The sequence below is a fragment of the Microbacterium sp. che218 genome (assembly GCF_040436305.1).
Taxonomy (GTDB): Bacteria; Actinomycetota; Actinomycetes; order Actinomycetales; family Microbacteriaceae; genus Microbacterium; species Microbacterium algihabitans.
Window position 1 is genome coordinate 1,966,047 of record NZ_AP031501.1, and the last position, 24,627, is coordinate 1,990,673.

General features: G+C 71.9%; 25 protein-coding genes. 18 read left to right on the forward strand and 7 right to left on the reverse strand.

The genetic code is table 11. From position 1 onward, the window contains the following. Together ABXS86_RS09210 and ABXS86_RS09215 are read right to left on the reverse strand one after the other, a co-directional pair. A complete protein-coding gene (locus ABXS86_RS09210; protein WP_307213986.1) occupies positions 1 to 564 on the reverse strand; it encodes a tripartite tricarboxylate transporter TctB family protein in 564 nt (187 codons plus the stop codon). Beyond that, entirely contained in the window at positions 564 to 1,508 is a 945-nt protein-coding gene (locus tag ABXS86_RS09215) for a tripartite tricarboxylate transporter substrate binding protein (RefSeq protein WP_409988216.1), read from the reverse strand. The genes ABXS86_RS09210 and ABXS86_RS09215 overlap by 1 nt, the downstream gene beginning before the upstream one ends. 221 nt (positions 1,509 to 1,729) lie before the next feature. Between ABXS86_RS09215 and ABXS86_RS09220 the strand changes: the two genes are divergently transcribed. Together ABXS86_RS09220 and ABXS86_RS09225 are read left to right on the forward strand one after the other, a co-directional pair. Then, positions 1,730 to 3,010: an ATP-binding protein gene (locus ABXS86_RS09220; RefSeq protein WP_353664224.1), complete on the forward strand. Its 1,281-nt coding sequence runs from the start codon at positions 1,730 to 1,732 to the stop codon at positions 3,008 to 3,010. Next, positions 3,007 to 3,723 carry a response regulator gene (locus ABXS86_RS09225; protein ID WP_353664225.1) on the forward strand — a complete coding sequence of 239 codons (717 nt, stop codon included), beginning with the start codon at positions 3,007 to 3,009 and terminating at the stop codon, positions 3,721 to 3,723. The genes ABXS86_RS09220 and ABXS86_RS09225 overlap by 4 nt, the downstream gene beginning before the upstream one ends. A gap of 12 nt (positions 3,724 to 3,735) precedes the next feature. Here ABXS86_RS09225 and ABXS86_RS09230 read toward each other — a convergent pair whose 3' ends face one another. Beyond that, positions 3,736 to 4,305: an NTP transferase domain-containing protein gene (locus ABXS86_RS09230; protein WP_353664226.1), complete on the reverse strand. Its 570-nt coding sequence runs from the start codon at positions 4,303 to 4,305 to the stop codon at positions 3,736 to 3,738. Positions 4,306 to 4,356: 51 nt separating this feature from the next. Between ABXS86_RS09230 and ABXS86_RS09235 the strand changes: the two genes are divergently transcribed. The 13 genes from ABXS86_RS09235 (at position 4,357) to ABXS86_RS09295 (ending at position 17,989) form a co-directional block, all read left to right on the forward strand. Beyond that, a complete protein-coding gene (locus tag ABXS86_RS09235) occupies positions 4,357 to 5,337 on the forward strand; it encodes an XdhC family protein (protein WP_353664227.1) in 981 nt (326 codons plus the stop codon). Further along, positions 5,334 to 6,632, forward strand: a complete 1,299-nt coding sequence (locus tag ABXS86_RS09240; RefSeq protein WP_353664228.1) for an amidohydrolase family protein — start codon at positions 5,334 to 5,336, stop codon at positions 6,630 to 6,632. The genes ABXS86_RS09235 and ABXS86_RS09240 overlap by 4 nt, the downstream gene beginning before the upstream one ends. Next, complete coding sequence (locus ABXS86_RS09245) at positions 6,629 to 7,255, forward strand: helix-turn-helix domain-containing protein (protein ID WP_353664229.1); 627 nt, start codon at positions 6,629 to 6,631, stop codon at positions 7,253 to 7,255. The genes ABXS86_RS09240 and ABXS86_RS09245 overlap by 4 nt, the downstream gene beginning before the upstream one ends. Positions 7,256 to 7,282: 27 nt before the next feature. Beyond that, positions 7,283 to 8,218, forward strand: a complete 936-nt coding sequence (locus ABXS86_RS09250; RefSeq protein WP_353664230.1) for a PDR/VanB family oxidoreductase — start codon at positions 7,283 to 7,285, stop codon at positions 8,216 to 8,218. Positions 8,219 to 8,957: 739 nt separating this feature from the next. Beyond that, positions 8,958 to 10,208 (forward strand): amidohydrolase family protein, encoded by a 1,251-nt coding sequence (locus ABXS86_RS09255; RefSeq protein WP_353664231.1) that lies wholly within the window; start codon positions 8,958 to 8,960, stop codon positions 10,206 to 10,208. A 27-nt stretch (positions 10,209 to 10,235) separates the two neighbouring features. Then, a complete protein-coding gene (locus tag ABXS86_RS09260) occupies positions 10,236 to 11,012 on the forward strand; it encodes an ABC transporter ATP-binding protein (protein WP_230704039.1) in 777 nt (258 codons plus the stop codon). Continuing rightward, complete coding sequence (locus ABXS86_RS09265; RefSeq protein WP_251505681.1) at positions 11,009 to 11,902, forward strand: ABC transporter permease; 894 nt, start codon at positions 11,009 to 11,011, stop codon at positions 11,900 to 11,902. Before ABXS86_RS09260 ends, ABXS86_RS09265 begins: the two co-directional genes overlap by 4 nt. A gap of 116 nt (positions 11,903 to 12,018) precedes the next feature. Then, entirely contained in the window at positions 12,019 to 13,197 is a 1,179-nt protein-coding gene (locus ABXS86_RS09270) for an ABC transporter substrate-binding protein (protein ID WP_307208254.1), read from the forward strand. Between the two features lie 241 nt (positions 13,198 to 13,438). Continuing rightward, positions 13,439 to 14,770: an FAD-binding oxidoreductase gene (locus tag ABXS86_RS09275; RefSeq protein WP_353664232.1), complete on the forward strand. Its 1,332-nt coding sequence runs from the start codon at positions 13,439 to 13,441 to the stop codon at positions 14,768 to 14,770. Then, complete coding sequence (locus tag ABXS86_RS09280) at positions 14,767 to 15,546, forward strand: creatininase family protein (protein WP_353664233.1); 780 nt, start codon at positions 14,767 to 14,769, stop codon at positions 15,544 to 15,546. The genes ABXS86_RS09275 and ABXS86_RS09280 overlap by 4 nt, the downstream gene beginning before the upstream one ends. A gap of 136 nt (positions 15,547 to 15,682) precedes the next feature. After that, the gene (locus ABXS86_RS09285) at positions 15,683 to 16,912 is read left to right on the forward strand and encodes an MFS transporter (RefSeq protein WP_353664234.1); all 1,230 of its coding nucleotides are present in this window, start codon (positions 15,683 to 15,685) and stop codon (positions 16,910 to 16,912) included. 50 nt (positions 16,913 to 16,962) lie between these two features. Next, complete coding sequence (locus tag ABXS86_RS09290) at positions 16,963 to 17,541, forward strand: LysM domain-containing protein (RefSeq protein WP_353664235.1); 579 nt, start codon at positions 16,963 to 16,965, stop codon at positions 17,539 to 17,541. Between the two features lie 67 nt (positions 17,542 to 17,608). Further along, a complete protein-coding gene (locus tag ABXS86_RS09295) occupies positions 17,609 to 17,989 on the forward strand; it encodes a hypothetical protein (protein WP_353664236.1) in 381 nt (126 codons plus the stop codon). Positions 17,990 to 18,051: 62 nt separating this feature from the next. Here the strand turns inward: ABXS86_RS09295 and ABXS86_RS09300 are convergent, their stop codons facing one another. Together ABXS86_RS09300 and ABXS86_RS09305 are read right to left on the reverse strand one after the other, a co-directional pair. After that, entirely contained in the window at positions 18,052 to 18,846 is a 795-nt protein-coding gene (locus tag ABXS86_RS09300; RefSeq protein ID WP_353664237.1) for an alpha/beta fold hydrolase, read from the reverse strand. 224 nt (positions 18,847 to 19,070) lie between these two features. Beyond that, positions 19,071 to 19,691: a TetR family transcriptional regulator gene (locus ABXS86_RS09305; RefSeq protein WP_353664238.1), complete on the reverse strand. Its 621-nt coding sequence runs from the start codon at positions 19,689 to 19,691 to the stop codon at positions 19,071 to 19,073. Between the two features lie 68 nt (positions 19,692 to 19,759). On the opposite strand from ABXS86_RS09305, the gene ABXS86_RS09310 reads away from it, so the two are divergent. After that, positions 19,760 to 20,518 carry an SDR family NAD(P)-dependent oxidoreductase gene (locus ABXS86_RS09310; RefSeq protein WP_353664239.1) on the forward strand — a complete coding sequence of 253 codons (759 nt, stop codon included), beginning with the start codon at positions 19,760 to 19,762 and terminating at the stop codon, positions 20,516 to 20,518. Positions 20,519 to 20,734: 216 nt separating this feature from the next. Here ABXS86_RS09310 and ABXS86_RS09315 read toward each other — a convergent pair whose 3' ends face one another. After that, positions 20,735 to 22,111 carry an amidohydrolase family protein gene (locus ABXS86_RS09315; RefSeq protein WP_353664240.1) on the reverse strand — a complete coding sequence of 459 codons (1,377 nt, stop codon included), beginning with the start codon at positions 22,109 to 22,111 and terminating at the stop codon, positions 20,735 to 20,737. An 85-nt stretch (positions 22,112 to 22,196) separates the two neighbouring features. Continuing rightward, on the reverse strand, positions 22,197 to 23,141 hold the full coding sequence (locus ABXS86_RS09320; RefSeq protein WP_307208194.1) for an alpha/beta hydrolase: 945 nt from the start codon (positions 23,139 to 23,141) through the stop codon (positions 22,197 to 22,199). A 144-nt stretch (positions 23,142 to 23,285) separates the two neighbouring features. On the opposite strand from ABXS86_RS09320, the gene ABXS86_RS09325 reads away from it, so the two are divergent. Together ABXS86_RS09325 and ABXS86_RS09330 are read left to right on the forward strand one after the other, a co-directional pair. Next, positions 23,286 to 23,783 (forward strand): pyridoxamine 5'-phosphate oxidase family protein, encoded by a 498-nt coding sequence (locus ABXS86_RS09325; protein ID WP_353664241.1) that lies wholly within the window; start codon positions 23,286 to 23,288, stop codon positions 23,781 to 23,783. A gap of 97 nt (positions 23,784 to 23,880) precedes the next feature. Beyond that, complete coding sequence (locus ABXS86_RS09330; RefSeq protein ID WP_353664242.1) at positions 23,881 to 24,588, forward strand: SDR family NAD(P)-dependent oxidoreductase; 708 nt, start codon at positions 23,881 to 23,883, stop codon at positions 24,586 to 24,588. Positions 24,589 to 24,627 lie beyond the last annotated feature (39 nt).

Below are 24,627 nucleotides of genomic sequence, written 5' to 3' on the forward strand. Positions count from 1 at the left end.
TCAGAAGGCCCATCCGAGGAGTCCGGAGGGGAGGGAGAGCCCCAGCCCCATGTCGAAGGCGATGTAGCTGAGCGAGCTGATGGTCAGCCCGACCAGGGCGGCGAAGAGCACCTTGCGCTGCCCGAACCCGCGCGCGATGCCGGTGAACAGCAGGGCAGCGGCGATGATCCAGCCCAGGATGCCGAGCAGGAACGCGAACGCGAGGAACGATCCCGCGACCCAGGCGAAGGAGCGCCAGTCGACGCCGACCGCGCGCTCGCCCGACTCCTCCTCGTCGATCGAGGGGGTGACCAGGGCCGCACGCACGGCCGCGATGCCGAGGATGACAGCGAACGCGTACAGCCCCGCCGCGATGATTCCCGGGAAGAACTGCGGGCCGGGGAAGGCGGCGCTCGGCGGCACCTTCATCACCACGATGCCGTACAGCAGGTAGGTCGCGAAGGCGGCGAGGATCGCGGGCATGAGCAGCGCCTTCGCGATCCCGCGGGGGCCGCTCCCCCGCTGGAACCGCAGGCGGTTGCCGATCGTCGCCGAGACGGACGTCGGGTTGTTGTTCGACGGCATCACAGGCCCATCTCCTCGTACAGACGCTCGATGCGCTCGCGCTCGTCGGCGAGGAACGCGTCGAGCTCGTCACCCGTGATGACGCGCTCCGTCCAGTGGTACCGGGCACGGGCGTCGGCCCACTCGGGCGTCGCGATCGAGTCGAGCACGAGGTCGGTGAGTCCGTCGACCTGCTCGTCGTCGAGACCGCTCGGGGCGGCCAGCATGCGCCAGTTCGTCAAGCCGACCTGGTAGCCCTGGTCGACCGCCGTGGGGATGTCGATCCCCTCGATCGGATCGGCCGCGACGAGGGCGAGTGCGCGCAGCCGGCCCGACTCGATCTGGTCGATGTTGTCGGGGTAGCCGCCCGCGGCCGCCCGGGCGGTGCCGTTGAGCAGGGCCTGGATCGCCTCGCCCCCGCCGTCCGACGAGATGTAGGTCATGTCGGCCGGCGCGATGCCCGCGGCGAGCGCGAGCTCGGCCACGACGAGCTGGTCGAACGAGCCGCCGCCGGTCCACGGCAGGGCGCGCGGGTCCTGCTTCCACGCCTGCACGAGGTCGTCGAGGCTCTCGTAGGGCGAGTCGGCCGGAACCACGATGACGTCGTACTCCTCGACCATGACCGCGAGCGGAGTCACGTCGTCGAGGGTCGCGGTCGAGTCGAACTGCACGGTCGCGGCGAGCAGTCCCGTGCCGCCCACCAGCAGGTTCCCGGCCTGGCCGTTCAGCACCGAGACGTTGCCGAGGGCGATGGTGCCGCCGGCGCCGGGCATGTTGACCACCTGCACGTTGTTGACCAGGCCGTTGGCCTTCTGCGCCTGCTGCAGCTCGCGGGCGACGCCGTCCCAGCCGCCGCCGGCGGCAGCGGGCGCGATGATCGTCATCGACGCGTGGATGTCGTCGCCGGCGGATGCCGAGGTGATCGAGCCGTACGAGGCGACGGCGATCGCGGTCGCGGCGACCACACCCCCCGCGATGCGGCCGATCCAGCGGCGCCGCGGCCGGTCGACCGGTGCACCATCGGCCGGCGGATGGTCAGGGACAGATGAAGGCGTAGGCTCCGTCATCACAGCTCCTCCTCGCGGACGTCGTCGTTCCGCAGAATGTGATGACGCTCCCAGGAGGGGTGGCACGGCGCAGCCCCCGCGCGCTTTGTGCTCATATTGCGTGCGACAGAAAGCCCACCATGCGCGAGTTCTCCATGGCGCTCACCCCGCGAGCGGCGAGACGCGTGCTCGTGGTGCTGCCGAGCGTCATCGTGCTGTTCGCCGTGGGGCTGACCACCGTGATCGCGGCCTCCGTGCAGGAACGCCGCATCCTCGACGACACCGTGGAGCGGGTGTTCGACGTGGCATCCGGGCTCGCCGAACTCGACGACGTGCGCACCGCCGCGGCATCCGTGTCGCGCGCCGGATCGGCGGAAAACCTCGCGGATGCCGAAGACCTCGCGCCCGCGACGACCGTGCTGCAACCGCTGGCCCACCTCGTCGAGCGCACCACCGGGGTGTTCTACGTGGTGATCACCGACGACGAGGGCGTGCGCATCACCCACCCCGAGGCCGCGCAACGCGGCGTGCTCGTCGAGACCGCCAACGCGAGCGTGCTGGCCGGGACGCCGTTCGTCGGCATCGAGACGGGCCCCTCAGGCAGCACGGTGCGCGCGAAGGTGCCGATCAGCTTCGACGGCACGATCGTGGGCATGGTCGCCGTTGGGGTGCTCGAATCGCGCATGCTGTCGGACCGCGACGAGGCGCTGGGTGCCCTGCTGCCCTGGGCGCTCGGGGCGCTCGTGATCGGAACCCTCGCGTCGTCGCTGCTGGCCGCCGCGATCGAACGTCGCTTCCGGCAGGCCGACGCGCTCGCGGCGGAGCAGGAGCAGACAACCCGGACGATGGCGGCCCTGCGTGAGCAGGCGCACGAGTTCGGCACGCGTCTGCACGTGCTGCACGGTCTGGTCTCGCACGGCGACACCCGCGACGCGCTGGCCTACATCGCCGACGCCGCTCCGACGCTCACCGCCCGTCCGGCCTCGGACGCGCGGCTCGGCCCCTCGGTCGTGGGGGCGAGTCTCGAGGCGCTGCGCGCGGAGGTCGGCGCTCTCGGAGCGCACCTCGAGGTGCAGGTCGACCGCGACCTTCCGGTCGACGAGACGGTGCTCGTCGTCCTCGCCAACCTGTGCCGCAACGCCGCCGAAGCCGGCGCGTCGCGCGTACGCTGCACGCTCTCGCAGGTCGGGGAACGGCTGCACGGCGCGGTCGACGACGACGGCCCGGGACTCGACGCGCGCGACGTGGAGCGCGCGTTCTCGGTGGGCCACTCCTCGAAGCCCGACGTCACCGGCACCGGCCGCGGGCTCGGACTCGGTCTCGTCCGGCGCGCCGTCGCCGAGCGCGGGGGCGAGGTCACCGTCAGCCGATCGGCGTGGGGCGGCGCGAGCTTCTCGTTCGAGATGGCGGTGCCGCGATGACCGACGATCCGGTGCGGGTACTCGTCGTCGACGACGATGCCGCGGCGCGCGCGCTGCACGGTCGCTTCGTCGACGAGGCTCCGGGCTTCCGGGTGATCGGCTCGGCGGCGACCGGCACCGCGGCCGTCGAACGCGCGCGACAGGGCGTCGACCTGGTGCTGCTCGACATGCGATTGCCCGACATCAGCGGCGTCGAGGTGCTGCACCGCCTGCGCACGCTGGGGGCGGAAGGCCTCGACGTGCTCGTCATCAGCTCGTCGCAGGATCAGGTGACCGTGCGGCAGGCACTCGCCGCGCACGTCGTGGGCTACCTCGTGAAGCCGTTCACGCAGGAGATGCTGCAGCGACGCCTCGACACGTACCGCCGCGAGCGGCAGGCGCGCGCCGAGGCCGACCGCGATCGCGCGTTGACGCAGGGCGACATCGATCGCCTGCTGGGCACGGGCACGGTGCGCGTGCCCGACCGCTCGTCCCCGGCGCCGTTGCCGAAGGGCCTCGCCGAGGTCACCCTCGAGCGGGTGCGGGCGAGTCTCGATCCGGTCGCCTTCGCCTCGGCATCCGACGTCGCCTCGGCCTGCGGCCTGTCGCGGGCCACCGCCCAGCGCTACCTCGAGCACCTGGTGTCGACAGGGGTGATCGACCTCGCGCACCGCTACGGCGCACGCGGGCGCCCGCGCATCCTCTACCGACTGGCGCCGCGACCGCCCGGATAGAGCGGGCTCGCCTCAGCGCGTGTCGTGGTCGCGCCCCGACCACAGGTCGCCGCACTCCACGAGCTCGGCGTCTTGCGCGATGAGGTACGGACGCGCACCGATGTCGCCGCGCACCGAGGCCGCCACCGGCGCCCAGTGCGCTCGGCCGAGCAGCACCGGATGCCCCGGAGCGCCGTCGTAGGTCGCCTGCGCGAGGGCGTCGGGCGCAGCCCGTCGGGCGAGGCGGGCCACCGCCGCGGGCGACACCTCCGGGGTGTCGACCGGCAGCACCACGACAGCGGACGAGGTTCCGGATGCCAGCGCGCCGAGCCCCGCGCGCAGCGACGCCGCCATGCCCGTGGCCCAGTCGTCGACCCGCACGATCACCACGCCCGGGGGCACGAGAGGGGCCGCCTCGTCGGCCGCCGCCCCGAGCGCGACGACGACCTCCCGGCATCCGCCCTCGACGAGGGCACGCACCGCGAGGGCCAGCCACGGGGCGCCCGCGGAGGTGCGCGCGAGCGCCTTGGGCCCGCCGAAGCGCCGCCCGGCGCCGGCCGCCAGCACGAGCCCCGACGTGGGCACGGGAGGGTCGGTGGCCATGGTCACGACAGCGTAGCGTGCGCGAAACACGCCCCGACTACCGTCGCCGACATGCTCGAACTGGCCGCCGATCTGGTGCCGCTGCTGGCGGCCGAAGTGCCCGTCGCGGCGGTCACCGTGACCGCTGTCGTGCGCAGCGCACCGCGCGGAGTGGGAGCGACCCTCGCCGTCACCCGCGACGCGCGCGTGATCGGATCGATCTCGGGCGGGTGCGTCGAGAACGACGCGGTCATGCTCGGCCTCGACGCCCTGCGCACCGGCTCGGTGCGCCGCGCGCGCTTCGGTTTCACCGACGACGGCTCCGTCACCCCGATCGCGGCCGGGCTCGCGTGCGGCGGGGCCGTCGATGTCGTCGCCTACCCGGTCGAGGCGTCAGCCCTGCCCGCTCTCGAGGCCGCGCGCTCCGGCCGCGAAGCCACCCTGCGCCTCACCCTCGACGGGGACCCCCTCGTGCTGCATCGGCCGGCGCTCCCCCGTCTGCTGGTGCTGGGCGCGGGCGAGCACGCGGCGGCACTGTGCCGTCTGGGCGCGGCCGCGGGCTTCGCCGTGACCGTCTGCGACGACTGGGCGCTGCTGGTGACGAAGGAGCGTTTCCCCGACGCCAGCGAGCTCGTCGTCGCCGCTCCCCACGACTTCCTCGCGAGCCTCGACGACGTCGACGAGCGCACCGCCGTCGGCGTGCTCACCCATGACGAGCGTCTCGACGTCCCCGCCCTCGCCGCGGCCCTGCGCCTGCCCGTGGGCTTCGTCGGGGCGATGGGCGCGCGGGCGACCGTCGCCCGACGAGCGGCACTGCTCCGCGCAGCGGGCGTGACCGATGCCGAGCTCGCCCGCCTCCACTCCCCCCTCGGCCTCGACCTCGGCGGGCGCTCACCCGAAGAGACCGCCCTGTCGGTGGTCGCCGAGATCGTGGCGAGCCGCAACCAGGCGAGCGCCCGCCCGCTCCGCGAAGGACGCGGCCCGCGCCTCCACGCCGTCAGCGACACGGATGCCGAGGCGATCGCCGCGTCGTGCGTTGTGAGGATCGCGTGAGCGTCGTCGTCATCCGAGGCGCGGTCGCCGTGCTCGAAGGACCCGGTCGCGTGCGCACCGGCGACGTCGTCATCGACGACGGGATCGTGGTCGAGTCCGCGGACACCACCGGAGCGCGGATCATCGACGCCGCCGGCGGCGTGGTGACGGCCGGACTCGTCAACGCCCACCACCACCTGCTGCAGACGGCGTTCCGCACGCTGCCGGGAACCCGTGGCATCCCGATGCGCGAGTGGCTGCCCGCGATGGCCGCGGCCTACGGTGCCGCGGGCGTCGACCCCGAACTGACCGGACTCGCGGCGAGCGCGGGCCTCGCCGAGGCCCTGCTGAGCGGAGTGACCACGGTCGCCGACCACCACCTGACGTGGCCGCAGGGCGCCGACGACGTCGGCATGGCCCGCGCCGCGGCCGCCGCCGCGTCCGACCTCGGCGCCCGTCTCGTGTTCGTGCGCGGCGCCGCACGCGACGACCCTCAAGAGGCCGCCGCCTCCGCCCAGGCGATCGTCAAGGCCCTCGTCGCCGATCGGCCGGGCGGCGTGAGCGTCGACGGCATGCTGCAGGTCGCCGTCGGCCCGGCCGGCGTGCACAGCGACCCGCGCGAGACCTTCGACCTCCTCGCAGAGGTCGCGCGCCGCCACGGACTGCGGCGCCGCACCCAGGCCAACGAGGTCGTCGACGTCGAGGTCGCCCTCGAACGCTACGGCCGACGCCCGATCGACCTGCTGCAGGACTGGGGATGGGTGCATGCCGATGTGACGCTCGCCCACCTGTGCGACGTCACCGCCGACGAGATCACGCGCCTTGCGGCCGCCGGAGTCACGGCGACGCACGCGCCCGGCTGCGATGTGCCCATGGGCTGGGGCGTCGCCCCGGTGCGGCGCCTGCTCGACGCCGGCATCCCGGTGGGTCTCGGCACGAGCGGCGGCGGCAGCAACGACGCCGGACACCTGCTGGCCGATGCGCGCCTGGCGATGCAGGTCTCGGCCCTGGTGGGGCCGCAGCTGCCGGCATCCGAGGTTCTGACGATGACGACGGCGGGCTCGGCCGACGGACTCGGTCGCCCCGAGCTGGGCCGGCTCACCCCCGGGTCGGCGGGCGACGTGTGCGTCTGGGACGTGTCGGGAGTCGCCGACGCGGGCGTGGCCGATCCGATCGCCGGGCTGCTGTGGGCCGCGCCCGGGCGCCGACCGCGCACGGTGATCGTGGGCGGTCGGGTCGTCGTCGACGAGGCGCGACTGGTCGACGCCGACGAGGCCGAGATCGTCGCCCGGCTGTTCGAGAGGGTGGGACGATGACGACCATGGCCGCCGCGATTTCCGCCGAGACGACGCCCACGAGCGAAGAGCGCCTCGGCGCCCACCTGCGCGGACTCCGCAAGGCGCGCGGCCTCACCCTCACCCAGCTCGCCGAAGCGGCCACGCTGTCGCACCCCTTCCTGAGTCAGCTCGAGCGCGGCCTCGCCCGGCCCAGCATGGCCAGCCTCGAAAGGCTCGCCCGCGCCCTCGGCACGAGCCGCGTCGAGTTGATCGCCGCGTCGGAGCCCCCGCGCGCCGACCATGACGCGCAGCCCTCGTTCGTTGCCGCGGGCGAAGGCGTCGTCGGCCCCTACGCCGAGGGCACCGCCCGCCTACTGGCCGAGGGACCCCGGCGCTTCGAGCCGCTGGAGTTCACCGGCTCGAACGATCAGCCCGGCGATCACTACATTCACGACGAAGACGAGTTCCTCACCGTACTCGAGGGCTCGGTCGTCATCTCGTTCGGCCCCTTCGGCGAGCGCACGCTGCACGTCGGCGACTCCGTCTACTGCCGGTCGGGCACACCGCACCGCTGGCACTCGCCAGACGGTCGCACCTACCGCCTTCTCATCGTCAAAGAGGTCGTGCACGGCGACGGCGCCGACGACGCGATCGACGTCTAGCGAACAGGAGTTCTCGTGAGTGCAGGGGTGACCTTCGATGCGGTGATCCGCGAGAGGCGCGACGCCGCCGACGGCGTGATCGTGCTCGACCTCGAGCGCGCGACCGGCACCCTGCCGCACTGGTCACCCGGGGCGCACATCGACGTGGTGCTGCCCGGCGGCATCGAGCGCCAGTACTCGCTGTGCGGGTCGCCCACCGCGCGCGGCACCTGGCGCATCGGCGTGCTGCGCGAGCGCGAGGGCTCGGTGTGGCTGCACGAGAACGCGCAGGTCGGAGAGACGCTGCGCGTGCGGGGACCGGCCAATCACTTCCTCTTCGCGCCCACCGCGGGGCGGTCGTACGTCTTCGTCGCCGGGGGCATCGGCATCACCCCGATCCTGCCCATGCTCGAGGCGGCGGAGGCCGCCGGAACGACGTGGACCCTGCTGTACACCGGGCGCTCGCGACGCACGATGGCGTTCGTCGACGAGCTCGAGCAGCGCTACGGCGATCGCGTCGAGGTCTTCGCCGCCGACGAGGGGCGCCGCCTCGACCTCGGTGCGCGGTTCTCCACCCCCGTCGCGCGCGAGGTCGTCTACGCGTGCGGGCCCGCTCGGCTGCTCGAAGGGCTGGATGCCGCCATGGCCGGCTGGCCGCGCGGGAGCCTGCACGTCGAACGTTTCGAGGCCAAGGTGCTCGGCCCGCCGGTGTGGGCGGAGCCGTTCGAGGTCGACCTGATGATGTCGGGCCTCACGGTGACCGTCCCGCCCGAGCGCTCGATCCTCGACGTGGTGGAGGAGCAGGGCATCGTCGTGCCCTCCAGCTGTCGCGTCGGCACGTGCGGAACATGCGAGGTCGCTGTCATCGACGGCGACATCGAGCACCGCGACTCGGTCCTGTCGCCCGAGGAGCAGGACGCCAACCGCACCATGATGCCGTGCGTCTCGCGCGCGGCCTGCCCGCGGATCACGCTCGAACTGTAGGGCCATAGGTCCCTGAGCCCGCACCGAGGTCCCTGAGCCTGTCGAAGGGACCGGCGCCCACAGCCGCGCCCGGGGGCTTCGACAGGCTCAGCCACCTGGGTCGAAGTCCCGGAGCCCGTTCCGAGGTCCCTGAGCCTGTCGAAGGGACCGGTACCCGCAGCTGACCACGGAGGCTTCGACAAGCTCAGCCACCGGGGTCGAGGTCCCGGAGCCCGTTCCGAGGTCCCTGAGCCTGTCGAAGGGACCGGTACCCACAGCTGACCCCGGAGGCTTCGACAAGCTCAGCCACCGGGGTCGAGGTCCCTGAGCCTGTCGAAGGGACCGGCGCCCGCATCCGCGCCCGGAGGCTTCGACAGGCTCAGCCACCTGGGTCGAAGTCCCGGAGCCCGTTCCGAGGTCCCTGAGCCTGTCGAAGGGACCGGCACCCGCAGCTGACCCCGGAGGCTTCGACAAGCTCAGCCACCTGGGTCGAGGTCCCTGAGCCTGTCGAAGGGATCGGTACCCACAGCCGCGCCCCAGAGGCTTCGACAGGCTCAGCCACCTCGACGGGCCCCGCCTGTCCGACAACTTTGTCGAGAGGGTCATGCGGGGGAAATACAGCGGAAACGCATGGTTCCTAGCATCGGATCATCGCCGGATGTTGGTCACACCAACACTGACGCAGCCGCCACAAGCGGCTCAGCCCCGCTGAGGTGGCTCCCGTCTTGCGCTTGTCTTCCCGACTTCTCCGGAGGCCCTCGTGTCTGCCGCTCCACCCGTCTCGATCGCCGCACTGCGCGGCGTGCGCCTGACCTCGGGCGCGCTCGTCGACATCGCGCTCGACGGCGACGAGGTGCTCGCGGTGGTTCCCGCCGGCAGCCCCCTCCCCGGCACCGACGGCGAGGTGCTCGACCTCGACGGCTACCTCGTCACCGCCGCGGGCGCCGAGCCCCACGCCCACCTCGACAAGTCGCAGTCGTGGGACGCCATCCAGCCCGCCTTCGGCGACCTCGAGCGCGCCATCGAGAGCTGGCACGCCTTCGCGGCGACCCTCGATGAGGACGACACGCTGCGGCGCGCACGCTCCACGGCGCTGCGCATGTTGGCATCCGGAATCACCTCCGTCCGCACGCACGTCGATCTGCTGCGCGGCGAGGACGCTCTGGTCGGCGTGCGCGCCCTGGTGCGCCTGCGCGAAGAGCTCGACGGTCTCATGGACATCGAGCTCGTCGCCCTCGGGGGCCCGAACATCCCGGATGCCGTGTTCGAGGCGGCCCTCGACGCGGGAGTCGACCTGGTCGGAGGCGCACCCCACCTGGCAGACGACCCGATCGCCGACCTCGAGCGGCTGATCGCGCTCGCCCGTCGTCGCGACGTGGGTCTCGACCTGCACACCGACGAGAGCCTCGCCGGCGCCGACACCCTCGCCGCGTACGCCCGCCTGGTCGCCGGGTGGAACCGCCCGCGCACCGCCGGTCACTGCGTGCGCCTGAGCATGATGCCCGCCACCGACCTCGCCGCCCTGGCCGACGAGGTGCGCGCGGCCGACATCGGCGTGATCGCGCTGCCCATCACCAACCTGTACCTGCAGGGATGGGAGGCCGACCACGCCGTCCCGCGAGGCATCGCCCCGATCGGCCGCCTCAAGGCCGCGGGCGTGCGCGTCGCCGCCGGAGCCGACAACGTGCGCGACCCCTTCAACCCCGTCGGCCGGTGCGACCACCTCGAGACCGCCTCGTTGCTCGTCGCCGCGGGCCACCTCGCCCCCGCCGACGCCCTCGACGCCGTGACCACCGGCGCTCGAGACGTCATGAACCTCCCCTTCGCGGGACCCGTGGCCGGCGCCCGCGCCGACCTCGTCGCCGTGCGCGCCGCCTCGATGGGCGACGCCGTGGCCTTCGCCGACGCCGACCGCGTCGTGATCCACCGGGGACGACTCGTCAGCCGCACCACGGTGACCACCCTCACCGCCGTCCCCACTCCGACCGCCGCGCCCGCGACGGCCTCCTGACCACCCGAACGGAAAGCGAGCGCCCCCGTGACCTTGGCCTCCCCCGCTCCCGCAGATGTCGCGGCATCCACCGCCCCTCTGTTGGACTTCCGCAACGTCGCCATGACGTTCCCCAACGGCACCACCGCCCTCTCCGGCGTCGACCTCACCGTCGAACGCGGCGAATTCGTCAGCGTCGTCGGCCCCTCGGGCTGCGGCAAGTCGACCCTGCTTCGCATCGCCTCGGGTCTCGAGACCGCGAGCGAAGGAACCGCCTCCGTCGCCACCGACCGCATCGGCTACGTCTTCCAAGACGCCACGCTCCTGCCCTGGCGCGACGTGCAGGCCAACGTCGAACTCCTGGCCGAGCTCAACTGGCAGCCCAAGCGCGTGCGCACCCCCAAGGCGAAGTGGGCGATCGAGCTCGTCGGCCTCAAGGGGTTCGAGAAGCACCTGCCCAAGCAGATGTCGGGCGGCATGAAGATGCGCGCCTCGCTCGCGCGCTCGCTCACCCTCGACCCCGAACTGTTCCTCTTCGACGAGCCCTTCGGCGCCCTCGACGAGATCACCCGCGAGCGCCTGAACGACGAACTGCTCAAGATCTTCGTCGCGCAGAAGTTCGGCGGACTCTTCATCACCCACTCGGTCTCCGAGGCCATCTACCTCTCCACCAAGGTCGTCGTGATGTCGGGTCGCCCCGGCCACCTCGTCGACACCTTCGAAGTCCCCTTCGACATGCCCCGCGACCCCGAGATCCGCTACACCGCGGAATTCGCCAAGCTCGTCGGCGAGGTCTCCCACGCCCTCCGGGAAGGACACTCATGAGCACCACGTCTGCAGAACCCGTCGTCACCGAGACGTCGGAGACCACGGCATCCGTTCCGCCCGTGCAGCCGCCCGCCCCCCGCACCACGGCGACCCGCCGCCGCGGCTTCGGTGCGCGCGTCGCCATGATCCTGCCGCCGTTGGGCGTGCTGGTCGTGCTGCTGGGCGCCTGGTACGGCATCTCGATCGCGCTGGCCGCCTCGGGCAAGGGCTTCCTCATGCCCATGCCGCACGAGATGTTCACCATGGGTTTCTTCGACCCGCAGGTGGGCGCCGACATCTGGGTGGCGCTGTTCCGCACCACCGGAGTCGCCCTCACCGGCCTCGCGATCGCGATGGTCATCGGCATCGGCTGGGCCATCGCCATGTCGCTCGCCCGCTGGGTCGAGCGCTCGACCTACGCCTACGCCGTGATGCTCCAGTGCATCCCGATCCTCGCCCTCGTGCCCCTGGTCGGCTTCTGGTTCGGCTACGAGTTCCTCGCCCGCGTCATCGTCTGCGTGCTCATCGCGCTGTTCCCGATGGTGTCGAACACCCTGTTCGGTCTGCAGTCGGTCGACAAGTCGCAGCGCGAGCTGTTCCGCCTGCAGAAGGCGAACAAGTGGACGGTGCTCACCAAGCTCACCCTCCCCGCGGCGCTGCCCTCGATCTTCGTCGGCATGCGCACCTCGGCCGGCCTGTCGGTGATCGGCGCGATCGTCGGCGACTACTTCTTCCGCCGCGGCGAGCCGGGCATCGGCTCGCTCATCTCCAACTACCAGTCGCGCCTGCAGAGCGCCGAGCTGTTCGCCGCGATCCTCGCGGCCTGCCTCCTCGGCGTCGTCATCTTCGCCCTGTTCGGCTGGCTGTCGAAGGTGGCCGTCGGCCGCTGGTACGACAGCACCCTCTAGGCCTCCAGATCCCGGATGCCACAGCCCCTCCCGCGCGAGAGTGCGGGAGGCGGCATCCGGAGTACCCGAAAACACCCGCACCCGAGAGCTCCACCCGTCACAGAAAGCGAACCAGCATGAAGCGCTCCACCCTCCTTCGCGGCTCCGCCGTCACCGGCGCCATCGCGATCGCCCTCACGTTGACCTCCTGCGCCGGCAGCGCAGCGGAAAGCGCCCCCGCCGCCACCGACATGGCGATCGGCTCGGTCGACCTGTCGGCCGACTGCCCCTCGACCATCGTCGTGCAGACCGACTGGAACCCCGAGGCCGAGCACGGTCACCTCTACGAGATGATCAAGGACAACTACACGATCGACGCCAACACCAAGGCCGTCACCGGCCCGCTCATGGCGGACGGCGGATACACGGGCGTCAACCTCGAGATCCGCGCCGGTGGTCCCGCGATCGGCTTCCAGACCGTGTCGGCCCAGATGTACCAGGACGACAAGATCACCCTCGGCTACGTCAGCACCGACGAGGCGATCCAGCTCTCGGGCACCACGCCCACCAAGGCCGTGTTCGCGCCGCTCGACATCAGCCCGACCATGGTCATGTGGGACCCCGCGACCTACCCGAACGTCAAGACGATCGACGACGTCAAGGGCGCCCTGACGGCGAACGGCGGCGTGTGGCGCTACTTCGACGGCTCGGCCTACATCGAGTACCTCAAGAGCGCGGGCCTGGCCGACTCGGCGATCCTCGACGGCTCGTACGACGGTACCCCGTCGAACTTCGTCGCCGCCGGCGGCAAGGACATGCAGCAGGGCTTCGCCTCGGCCGAGCCGTACGTGTACCAGAACGAGGTGTCGGCGTGGGGCAAGCCCGTCGACTTCGCGCTGATCCACGACGCCGGATGGCAGACGTACCAGTCGTCGATGTCGGTCAAGGCCGACAAGTTCGACGAGCTGTCGCCCTGCCTGAGCAAGCTCGTGCCCGTGCTGCAGAAGGCCGGCGTCGACTACTACAAGGACCCGAAGGCCGCCAACGACCTCATCCTGAAGCTCGTCGACGAGTACGCGACCGGCTGGACCTACACCCAGGGCGTGGCCGACTACTCGGTCAAGACGCAGGTCGACCTCGGCCTCGTCGGTGACGGCCCCGACTCCACCTACGGCAACTTCGACGACGCCCGCTTCGCGGACTTCTTCTCCAAGGCCAGCAAGGTGTACACCGACCTCGGCACCCCGCCGGCGTCGGGCTACACCCCCGCCGACCTGTACACGAACGAGTTCATCGACTCCTCGATCTCGTTCTGACCCGCCCGGCCCGGTCCGCCTCGTGCGGGCCGGGCCGCCGGTCGCCGGTCGCAGTTCCCTGAGCCCCACCCAGGTCCCTGAGCTTGTCGAAGGGACCGCGACCAGCGGGAGACCGGTGGCTTCGACAGGCTCAGCCACCTCCCCACCACAACCCCGCATCACGCCCGGTGGCTTCGACAGGCTCAGCCACCTCCCCGCCGCCCCTCGGCATCCGCCCCACCGTTCCACCCGGAGAACCCCCATGAGCGACACCGCCACCCGCGTCCTCTCCCTCGAGGACGAACTGCTCGACCTGCTCGGCCCTGCGGCCGTGAGCACCGAACCGCGCGTGCGCGAACGCGCCAGCGTCGACGGCTCGCCGATGTCGCCGATCATCGCCGCGATGCTCCCGCTGGGCCTGGCCGACCTCGTCGTCTTCGCCGCGGATGCCGAGCAGATCGCCACCGCCGCCGCCGCCGCCGCGCGACACGGGGTGCCGATCACCGTGCGCGGCAAGGGCACCGGCAACTACGGTCAGGCGATCCCCATGCAGGGCGGCCTCGTGATCGACACCACCCGCGCCAAGGCGATCGTCGAGGTCGGCGACGGCTTCATCACCGCCGAAGCCGGCACCCCGATGGTCATGCTCGAGCAGGCCGCGTGGGCGAGCGGCCAGGCCCTGTGGATGTACCCCTCCACCGCGCAGTCGACGATCGGCGGCTTCCTCTCCGGCGGATCCGGCGGCACCGGGTCGATCGAGCACGGCTCGAACGACCGCGGCTTCGTCGCCGCCCTCGACGTCGTGCACGCCGACGGCAGCGCCGAGATCCTCCACGTCGAGGGCGATGAGGCCCAGAAGTACGTGCACAACTACGGAACCGCGGGCGTGATCGTGCGCGCGACGGTCCGCCTCGAGCCCCTGCGCGAGTGGCGGGGGCTGTGGGCGAGCTTCCCCGACTTCGCCGGCACCCTCTCGGTCGTGCAGACGATCGGCAACCTCACCCCCACCCCGCGCCTGGTCTCGGGCGACGGCGTCGAGATCTCGGCGGCCCTTCCCACCGACGAGGCGATCCCCGAGGGTCGCTCGAGCCTCCGCGCGATCATCGACGCCTCGCTCATCGACGAGGTCACCGCGATCATCGAGGGGGCGGGAGGCCGCGTCGAGGCGGTGCGCGAGGGCCCGCAGGCCAGCATCCGCCTGTCGATGCTCAGCTACAACCACCCCATCGAGTGGTACCAGAAGAGCCAACCGCACGAGGTGTTCCACCTCGAGGTCGCGGGCGCTCCGCTGGCCGACGACATCGAGGCCGTCGAGTCGGTGTTCGCCGGTGGCAAGCTCCACATCGAGTCGACGAAGGCCTTCCCGATCGGCATGCTGGCGGCCCCCTACGTGAGCGAGGAGGATGTGTACCGCGGCATCGCCGAGCTCAACGCGATCGGTGTCGGCGTGCACAACCCGCACCAGTGGAACGTCGACTTCAACGTCGAGCAGACCGCCGAGACCGCCGCCCTCACCGACCCGAACGGTCTGTTGAACCCCGGCAAGCTCAACCCCGACTACACCGGAGCGCGCAAGGGAGCGATCATCTCATGACCCGTCTGCTGGCCGAACTGAGCGGCCCCGCGGCCGCCGAGGCCCTCACCGAGAAATCCATCATCGTGCTGCCCACCGGCGCGATCGAGCACCACGGCCCGCACCTGCCCCTCGCAACCGATGCCATCGTCGCCGAGGCCTCGGCGACCGCTGCCGTCGCCCGCGCCGCCGCGCAGGGCCTCGACGTGTGGCAGCTGCCGACGATGTCGATCACCAAGTCCGACGAGCACTCCTGGGCGCCCGGCACCCTCTGGCTGACCCCCGAGACGATGATGCAGACGATCGTCGACATCGGTCGGTCGCTGCTGACCACCCGCGCCCGCACGCTGGTGTTCCTCAACGGTCACGGCGGCAACGTCGCCCTGCTCAACGTCGCCAACCGCGAGCTGCGCCGCCGCTTCGGCCTGCGCACGTTCTTCATGCCCGCGGCCCGCGTGCCCTCGTTCGACGGCACCGATGGCGGACCCGACGAGCACGGCACCGGCATCCACGCCGGTCACGGCGAGACGAGCATGATCATGCACCTGCGTCCCGAGCTCGTCGACGCCTCGACGTTCGAGGCCACGGTGCCCGCGCACATCGGCGACTTCCGCCACATCGGCTTCAACGGCAAGCCCGTGACCTTCGGATGGCTCTCGAACGACTTCGGCCCCACGGGGGTGCTCGGCGACCCGACCGGCGCGAACGCCGCCCACGGTGCGCAGCTGTTCGAAGACAGCGTGTCGTTCGTCGTTGAGGCGCTCGAAGAGATCAGCCGATTCGACTACACCGCGTGAGTCGCTCAGGGCGAGCACGACTCCTGCACATGCGGCGGTTCCGTGAGGGATACGGCCCGGTCGGTCCGTCCTGCAGGAGTTGTGCAGCGCTCGGGCCGGATCCGATTCCGGATGCCGTGGTCTCGGCGGTGCGCGCGTGAGCGTCGCCGCCGAGACCGGCCAGGGCGTCCGCGCCTACGGCCAGGTGCTGCGCCTGCCCGGGGCCCGCAGCTTCGTGGCCGCCGGCATCCTCGCGCGCTTCCCCCGCGCCACGCTGTCGCTCGGCATCATCCTGCTCGTGTCGGCCACGACGGGCAGCTTCGCCTCGGCCGGGCTCGTCGTCGCACCCCTCGTCGGAGGCATGGCGATCGCGGCACCCCTGTGGTCGTCGCGCATGGACCGCCACGGCCAGGCCCGCGTGATCCTGGTGTCGCTCGGATGCCTCGTGCTCGCGGCATCCGCCCTGCTCGTCCTCGTGCTCACCGATGCGCCGTTCTGGACGTGGCTCGTGGCCGCGTTCGTCACGGGGGCGGCGACCCCCGACCTCACCTCTGCCGTCCGCGCACGGTGGACCGTGCTCGCCCCGCCGGCGCAGCGGACACCCGCGTTGGCCCTCGAGACGATCGCCGACCAGATGGTGTTCATCTCGGGGCCGCCTGCCATCACCGCGGTGGCCGCCGCCCTCGACCCCGCGGTGGCGATCCTCGGCTCGCTCGGACTCGGAGTGGTCGGCGGAGTGTGGCTCGCATCGCAGCGCTCGACGCAGCCCGCACCGACACCGCGCGGGCCGCGCCGAGGCCCGGTCCTGCCGCCCGCCGGGGTGATCCCCATCGCGGTGGCCTGCATCGCCTTCGGCGGAGTCTTCGGCGCGTTCGACGTGAGCCTGGTCGGCTGGGCCGAGCTGAGCGAGCGGCCGTGGCTCGCCGGCCCGGCATTCAGCGCGTTGGCCGTGGCGATCGCGATCGGGTCGGTCATCACCGGAGCACGGACGTGGAAGCTCTCCCCCGCCGCGCGGTACATCCTCTTCGCGGCGCTCGCCTGCGCGATCGCCCTCGCCCTGCCGTTCGCTCAAGGGTCCGCCCCCGTGCTGTTCGCGGTGATCCTGCTGCTCGGGCTCGCGCTATCGCCGGTGATGGTGTCGGGAATCCTCGTGGCATCCGCCCGCGCTCCCGAGGGGCGTGTCACCGAAACCCTCGCCTACCCGACCGCGGCGATGTCGCTCGGCGTGCCGATCGGGGGAGTGATCGCCGGAGCCGCCCTGGATTCGACGGGCCCGGCGGCCGCTCTCGTCACCATCGCGGTGTCGCTGGCGTGCGCAGCGGCGATCGCCGCGGTGGGCGAGGCACTGCTGCGCGTGGTGCGGGGGCGCGAGACGGTGGCGGGCTGACGGACGGCACCCGTATGGGTCGCGCGAGACCGCGGGTGAGGGCGCGAGCGGTGACGGCGACCAGCACCCGTACACTTCGACGCATGGGGGCGAAGCGCGCGGGGACGACGATCGGCATCGGAGTTCTGGCGGTGATCCTGACGGCGTGCACGCCGCCGCCCGCACCGCTCGTGGACGCGGTCCGACCGTCGATGAGCGCCAGCCCGACCATCGAGACGACGCCGTCGACCGCCCCCGTCGTCGACAGGGGGCCGTGCGGCGCCTCAGTGCCCGTACGCGCGGTGTCCGATCCGTCGGATCCGGAGCAACTGGGCGGGAAGACGCTCGAGATCCCGGTCGACCGCGGCCCCCTCGACACCGCTTCCGGCGAAGCCGTGCTGAACGCGGAAGGGACGCCGGTGGCCTATCACGTCGCTCCCGGCGACGTGTTCTCGACCATCGCGGCGCGGTTCTGCGTTGCCGAAGACTGGCTGCTGATCGTGAACCACGCCCGCCGCGACAACAACGGACTGTACGCGGGCGACACCCTGAACCTCGACGCGCACACCATCTTCAGCGTCGGCGACCAGAACGGCGTGGTCTCCGACAACGTCTTCCCCGCGGAGTTCACGCTGCCGCCGCAGCGCTAGCGGGATCGACTGGCCGGTTCGCGACGAAGGGTGGTGCGGGCGCGCACCGCGCCGATACCGTGAAGCGATGGACGCCGAAACCGTCGCGACCCCGCCGGCCGGGCCGCAGGTTTCGCGGGCGCGCGTGAGCCGTGGCCTAGTGTTGATCGTCGGGGTGATCTTCATCCCGATGGCACTCAACCTCATCTTCAACAGCTGGGGTCCGCTCACCCGCGAGACCGCCATGCGCATGGCGTTCGCGACCGTCGCCGGTCAGACGATCGCGATCTTGAGCGTGATCGTCACCCTGGCCATGACCGCCCTGACCCGCTGCTGGCGTCAGCTGCCCACGTTCATCGTGATCGCCCTGCTCGTGTTCGGTGCGGCGTCGGCGACGATGGGCACCGCGGCCGACACGCTCTCGTCACGCCTGACGATCGTCGACCAGGTGAGCCGCCTGAACCCCTGACGCCGCGTTGAGCGTCCGGAACACGCCGCGGCGCGCGCTCACGAGCGGCGTGTCCTGGACTTTCAACGAGCCAACGCGGCAGCGAGGTGGCGCAGCACCGAGACGTGACCGTCGTCGGGGTGCAGGTCGAGCGTCGGGTGCGGGAGGGCGGCCTCGAGCAGCCGGGCGTGAGCGGGAGGGATGACGCGATCGCGATCGCCCTGGACGAGCAGCACGGATGCCGAGACCTCGGCGAGCGCGAAACCCCAGGGGCGGGTGAAGGCGAGGTCGTCGTCGATGAGCCCCTCGGGTCCGTCGGCTCCGGCCGCGCCGGCGTCGGCGCCGAGAGACGCCCACTCGCCCTCGAGGGCCGCGAAGTCGGCATCCACGAATTGCTCGGAATCGAACTCGTCGGTCTCGGCGAAGCGGCGGCGCGACTCCTCGCCCTCGACGGCCGATCGCAGCCCGCCCGGCGCCTGCATTCCGGTGAACCAGGCGTCGTCACCGGTGAACGGTGCGGGGCTCGCGAAGGTCACGACTCCGCGAACGAGCTCCGGGATCGCCGCCGCGCACGCGAGGGCGTGCGGGCCTCCGCCCGACGCGCCGACCGAGACGACGGATGCCACGCCGAGGGCGTCGAGCACCGGAACGAGCCCCGCGGCGACGTCGGCGACGGTGCGGCCCGTCTGACGCGGCGACCCGGCGTAGGCGGGGCGGGCGACCGAGACGACGACGAGACCGTGTGCGTCGGCCGCACTCTGGACCGGAGGAAGGATCGTCCCGGTCTGCGGCGCCCCGTGGTGCCACAACAGCACGTCGCGCCCCGCGACCTCGTCGACGGAGGTGTGGACGTCGAGCCCCGCGATGCGTCTGCGCATGCCCCCACGCTGTCACGGCGCGGCGTCGCGCGCGAGGGCGGGCGCGGGTCGCGCGAGCTCGCAGGCCCCTGAGCGTCCACGAAACCCGGACGACAGCGGCATCCGGTCCGGGTGTTTCGGACACTCAGCGGGGGTGCGGGCAAAGCCGGTTGAGCGTCCAGAACACGCCGCCCCGGTGCGCGGGACGCGGCGTGATTTGGACCCTCGATTCGGCGGGCCAGGGCCTATGCCGGTCCTGCAGAATCGCTCGGTCTCGTCTCGTCGAACGAGACGAGAGCGAACGCGCGTCGCACGACGGCCACCGGGGATTCGTCGCCTCCGTGCAGCGCCCACCAGAAGAGGGCCGCGCTCGAGGCCCCGGCCAGTGCGTGAGCACGAACGGCCGTCTGCAGGGCGTCGCGCGGGGAGGCATCGCGCTCGGAGGCGAAGCGCACTGCAGCGTCGGTCATCGCTCCGATCGTCGACGCGCCGACGACCGCGAGCGCCGGGTTCGCCTGGATGACGTGCAACCGGTGGCGGGTGACCTCGAGCATCTCTGCCGGAAGGTCCACGGCGGCGGCATAGGCGGTGCGGATCACGTCCCACAGATCGTCGTCCGGCGCGCTCCCCGCGAGAGACGCCCGGAATCGATCGGCCGACTCGTCGAGACCGCCCCAGACCAGCGCTGCCTTGCTGGGGAACAGCCGGAACAGTGATCGACGGCTCACCTCGGCCGCCGCCGCCACGTCGTCCATCGACACGTCATCGAATCCGCGTTCGTCGAAGAGCCGCAGGGCGATGAGGGAGACCCGATCGGGATCGATCGTGCGGGGGCGGCCCGTGGGACGTTCGTTCGCGGGGTTCATAGACACCTTTCGGCACTGAGTGCTAAAACTGTACCGACGCGGCGGGCGCCGCGCGCGAGGGAGGAATCATGACCGACACGAGCATCGACCGATTCGCCGGCAAGACCATCATCGTCACGGGTGCAGGATCCGGCATCGGGCGCGCCACGGCCGCGCGGATCGCGCGCGAGGGCGGACGGGTGATCGCCACCGACGTCGCCGCCGAACGCCTCGACGAGGTGCGCGCAGAGCTGGCGGACTTCACGGTCGAGACGGTCGTCGGAGACGTGTCGCAGGCCGAGACGATCGAGCGCATCATGCAGGCCGCCGGGGATCGGATCAACGGGCTCGCCAACGTCGCCGGCATCATGGACGCCTTCCTTCCGCCGAGCGAGGTCGACGACGCCACCTGGGACCGGGTGCTCACCGTCAACCTCACCGCCCCGATGCGCCTGACCCGCGCCGTCCTGCCGGTGATGATCGCCGCGGGTGCGGGATCGATCGTCAACGTCGCCTCCGAGGCCGCACTGCGCGGATCGGCCGCGGGAGCCGCGTACACCTCGTCGAAGCACGGGATCGCCGGATTCACGAAGAGTGTCGCGTTCTTCCACGGACCGCAGGGCATCCGCGCGAACGCCGTCGCCCCGGGCGCCGTGGCCACGAACATCGAGGCCCCGATGCGGAGCGAGTATGCGGCGGGCCGGATCGGACCGATCCTGCAGGTCGTGATCCCTCCCGTGGCCCAGCCCGAGCAGCTCGCCGCGGCCCTCACCTGGCTCCTCAGCGACGACTCCGCCAACGTCAACGGCGCTCTCCTGCCGAGCGACGGCGGGTGGTCGGCGGTCTGACTCCCCGGGCCGATCCGCCGCGGGCGCCGAGCGGCGTACCTGCGGCCGCCCGCGAGCCCCTGAGTGTCCAAGAAACCTGGACGACCGCGGCATCCCGTCCGGGTGTTTTGGACGCTCAACGGGGGTGGGAGCCAGGGCAGGTCGAGTGTCCACGACACGCCGCCCCGGCGCGCGAGACGCGGCGGGTCGTGGACGCTCGACAGGAAGGGCGCGGGGTCAGAGGATGACGCCGAACTCGTCGGCGAGGGCGGGCAGCTCCTCGTGCAGCACGCGCGAGGCCTCGACCGCGAGCGGGTTGGTCGAGACGCCCCGGTCGTTGACGAGCTTTCCGCCGACGTAGACCTGCTGCAGGTTGCGCAGGCCGCAGGCGAGCACGTAGCTGCGCACGGGGTTCCACAGCGGTCCGATGTCGGGCGTGCGCGGGTCGACGACCACGAAGTCGGCGAACTTGCCCACCTCGAGGCTGCCGACGCGATCGTCGACGCCCATGATCTCGGCCCCGCCGAGGGTGTGCAGGCGCAGCACGCGCTCGGGCATCATCGACAGCGGGTCGTGGGTGCGGGCGCGCTGCATGAACATGCCCATGCGCATGTTCTGCCACGGGTCGGCGACGTCGGTGCAGGCCTGGTCGTCGAGGCCCATGCCGACCTTCATGCCCTGCTCGAGCATCTCGGGCACGTGGGCGATGCCCGACGCCAGACGCCCGTTCGACGCGGGCTGCCACGACATTGATGCGCCACCGGCGGCGGCATCCGCGATGATCTCGGGCGTCGTCTGGATGAAGTGGCCGAACATCATGCCCGGCCGGAGGGCTCCGGCGTTCTTGTACAGCCGGAACTTCGTCTGCTGGTGCTCGATCGCCTCGTAGGTCTCGAGGAAGTGCGCCTGGTTGGTCACGCCGAAGCGGTCCATGACGGCGACCTCGATCTCGGCGGCGTCGGGACGCGTCGACCACTGCACCTGGCCCATGATCGAGGCGCCGAGGGCGATGTCGGGATCCATCGCGAGCACGTGATCGAGGGAGGCTTCGAAGCGCGCGAAGATCTCTTCGTCGGTGCCGACGGTGGCATCGAGAGCGATCGAGTCGACGAAGCGGAGCCCCGCGTCGTGGCATCCGTCGGCCTGCCGGGTGTGCCAGGCGTGATCGCGGAGCTGCCCGCCACCGTCGGCGCGCTTGCCCTCGACCATCGGCTCCCAGGGCAGGAGCGGGTCGGTGAAGTTGTACGCCGTGGTCACGCCGTTGGCGAGGAAGTCGAGCGAGCCGTGCAACGTGGCCCAGTAGATCTGGTCGGGCGAGGCGTTGTTGAGCACGCTGAACATCGACGTGCACCAGCCATAGAGCGTCTGGTCGACGCCGAGTCCGCGTGAGCCGCTCGTGAAGAGGTGGCTGTGCGACGAGACGAAGCCCGGGGCGACGAACTTGCCGTCGACGTCGAGGATCTCGTCGGCCGTCGTGCCCGGCGCGGGGTCTCCGGCGCCGATCGCGGTGATGCGTCCGTCCTCGACGAGCATGTAGCCGCGCTCGATGTAGCCGGGGTCGTCGGTGCCTGCGGGGACCGTGATGAGACGTGCGTTGGTGACCAGGAGCGACATGTTGATGACGGTAACAATGGCGTGTTTCCGCGGTGTTCCGGGCGTGGGGCGGGTTGTTTGCGGGGCGCGGTGCGCGTCTTTCGAGTCAGGCGAACGCCTCGCGCACGGCGGGCGCGACCTGCGCGAGCACCTCGTCGCGCGCGGGCGTCGAGGGGAACACCAGGAACAGGTGCGGCACCCCCTCGCGCCGCACGAACTCGACCGGCACACCCGAGGACGCGAGGCGGCCGGCGTACTCCTCCGCCTCGTCCGACAGCGGGTCGACCGCGGCCGCCACGATCACGGCCGGCGCCGAACCGCCGAGCACCGCGGCCCGCAGGGGCGCGGCGTCGACGGGTACCCGGCGCGTGGCATCCGGAACGTACAGCCCCCAGTACCACTGCATTCCGCGGGCGGTGAGGGGCAGATTCTCGGTGTGCGCGCGGTAGCTCGAGCGCTCGGGGTTCGGGGCGTCGAGCACGGGGCACAGCAGCACCTGCACGCGGATGCCGGGAGCCCGGCCATCGCGCGACCGCAGGGCGAGCGCCGCGGCGAGGTTGCCGCCCGCGCTGTGTCCGGCGACGCCGAGTCGGGCGGGGTCGATGAGTCCGTCGGCACCCGTGGCGGCGAAGCGTAGCGCGCGGTCGAGGTCGTCGAGACCGGCCGGGAAGGAATGCTCGGGCGCGAGGCGGTAGTCGACGCTGAGCACCTGGGTTCCGGTCGCGAGAGCGAGAGCCCGGCACAAGGCGTCGTTGTTGTCGAGGTCGCCGGCGACCCATCCGCCGCCGTGGGCGAAGACGAGCGTTCCGCGGTGGCCGGCACGCGGGCTGTAGAGGCGCAGGGCGAGACCGTCGGCGTCGAGATCGATCGACTCGAGCGTCGCGTCGTCAGGTGAACGCACCCACGACGGGTTCGCGCGCAGCTCGGCGATCCGCGTCGCGTCATCGCCGTCGGCATCCGTCGCCCCCGACGGGATCGTTCCCGCCTGAGCCGCCAGGCGTTCGAGGTGGGCGCGCACGGCGATGTCGGTGATGGCGGGGTGGACGCTCACGGGTCTCCTGCGGGTCGGGGCTCACGGGCGCCGCAGGCGGCGCTGCCCCGAGCGTAAGACGCCGGATGCCGCCGGAGCGGCCCTCGCGACGAAGCTTCACCCCGCCGAAACATCGATGTCGCCCCGCGCCTCCAGCATGAGCGCATGACCTCCCCCGAAGAGCGTGCCGCCGCGATCCTGGCCGCGCAGCGGTTCGTCGTGATCGGCACGGCGGATGCCGTCGGGCCCTGGACCGCCGCCGCCCAGTACCGACTGCTGCCGGGCGGACTGTACGTCGAGTCCGACCTCGCGTCGCGGCATGCGCGGGCGATCGCGGCCTCGGGCGCGGCATCCGGGGTCGTGTACGACTCCTCCGCGGGGCTCGCCGACGCCGACGGGGTGCAGCTGTCGTTCCGGGCGAGGCAGGCGGATGCCGACCCGGCGGCCGTGCGCGAGGTGCTGGCAACACGCCTGGCCCGCGACGCCGTGACCGCCGCCGCGCTCGACGACGAGGTCGCGGCGATCGTCGCGATTCCGCGCAAACGCCTGTACGTCTTGGAGGTCGAGCGCGCCTACGTCTTCGACCGCGACGCGTGGCGCACCCGCGGCACCGACGCGCGGCTCGAGGTGGATGCCGCGGCGGTATGGGCTCTCCTCGCTTGAGGCGCGTTACGCCCGCGAAACAGCGCCGTCGCCGCCGCGTTCGCCGCCGGGCGTACGGTGACCGCCAGGGCGACCCGACGCCCACGGGAGGAGCGTCATGTCGCAGCGCGTCATCGTCACGGGAGGCTCCGGAGGCATCGGCGCCGCCATCGTCGCCCGGTTCGCGGCCGATGGAGCCCGGGTCGCGGTGCTCGATCGTCGCGCCCCGGCCGACGGCGCGGCATCCGCCTACTTCTCCGTCGACCTGCGCGACCCCCTCGACACGCGCCGCGCGGTCGGAGAGGCGATCACGACGCTCGGCGGGGTGGACGTGCTCGTGAACTGCGCGGGGGTGTTCCAGCACGTGTCGCTGCTCGACATCACCGTCGACGACTGGGATCTCGTGCTCGACATCAATGCCCGCGCGACCCTCGTGACCATGCAGGCCGTCGCCCCGCTCATGCTCGAGGCGCGCGGTGGCACGATCGTGAACATCGCCAGCATGGCCGCCAAGCAGGGCGGCGGAGGAGAGGGGCACTACGCCGCCTCGAAGGCCGCGGTCGTCGCCCTCACCCGCGCCGGCGCGCAGGAATGGGGATGCCACGGCGTGCGCGTCAACGCCGTCTGCCCCGGCTACGTGCTCACCGAGATGGGCGCCGACACCCGCTCCGACGACGATGTGCGGGCGTGGAGCGCGAAGTCGCCGCTCGGCCGCCTCGGCGTGCCGGAAGACGTCGCGGGGGTCACCCACTTCCTCGCCTCCCCTGCCGGCGGATACCTCACCGGGCAGGCGATCAACGTCACGGGCGGCATGATCATGCACTGAGCGGGGCCCGGGTCTGTGACCCCGCGTGACCGCTCTCCC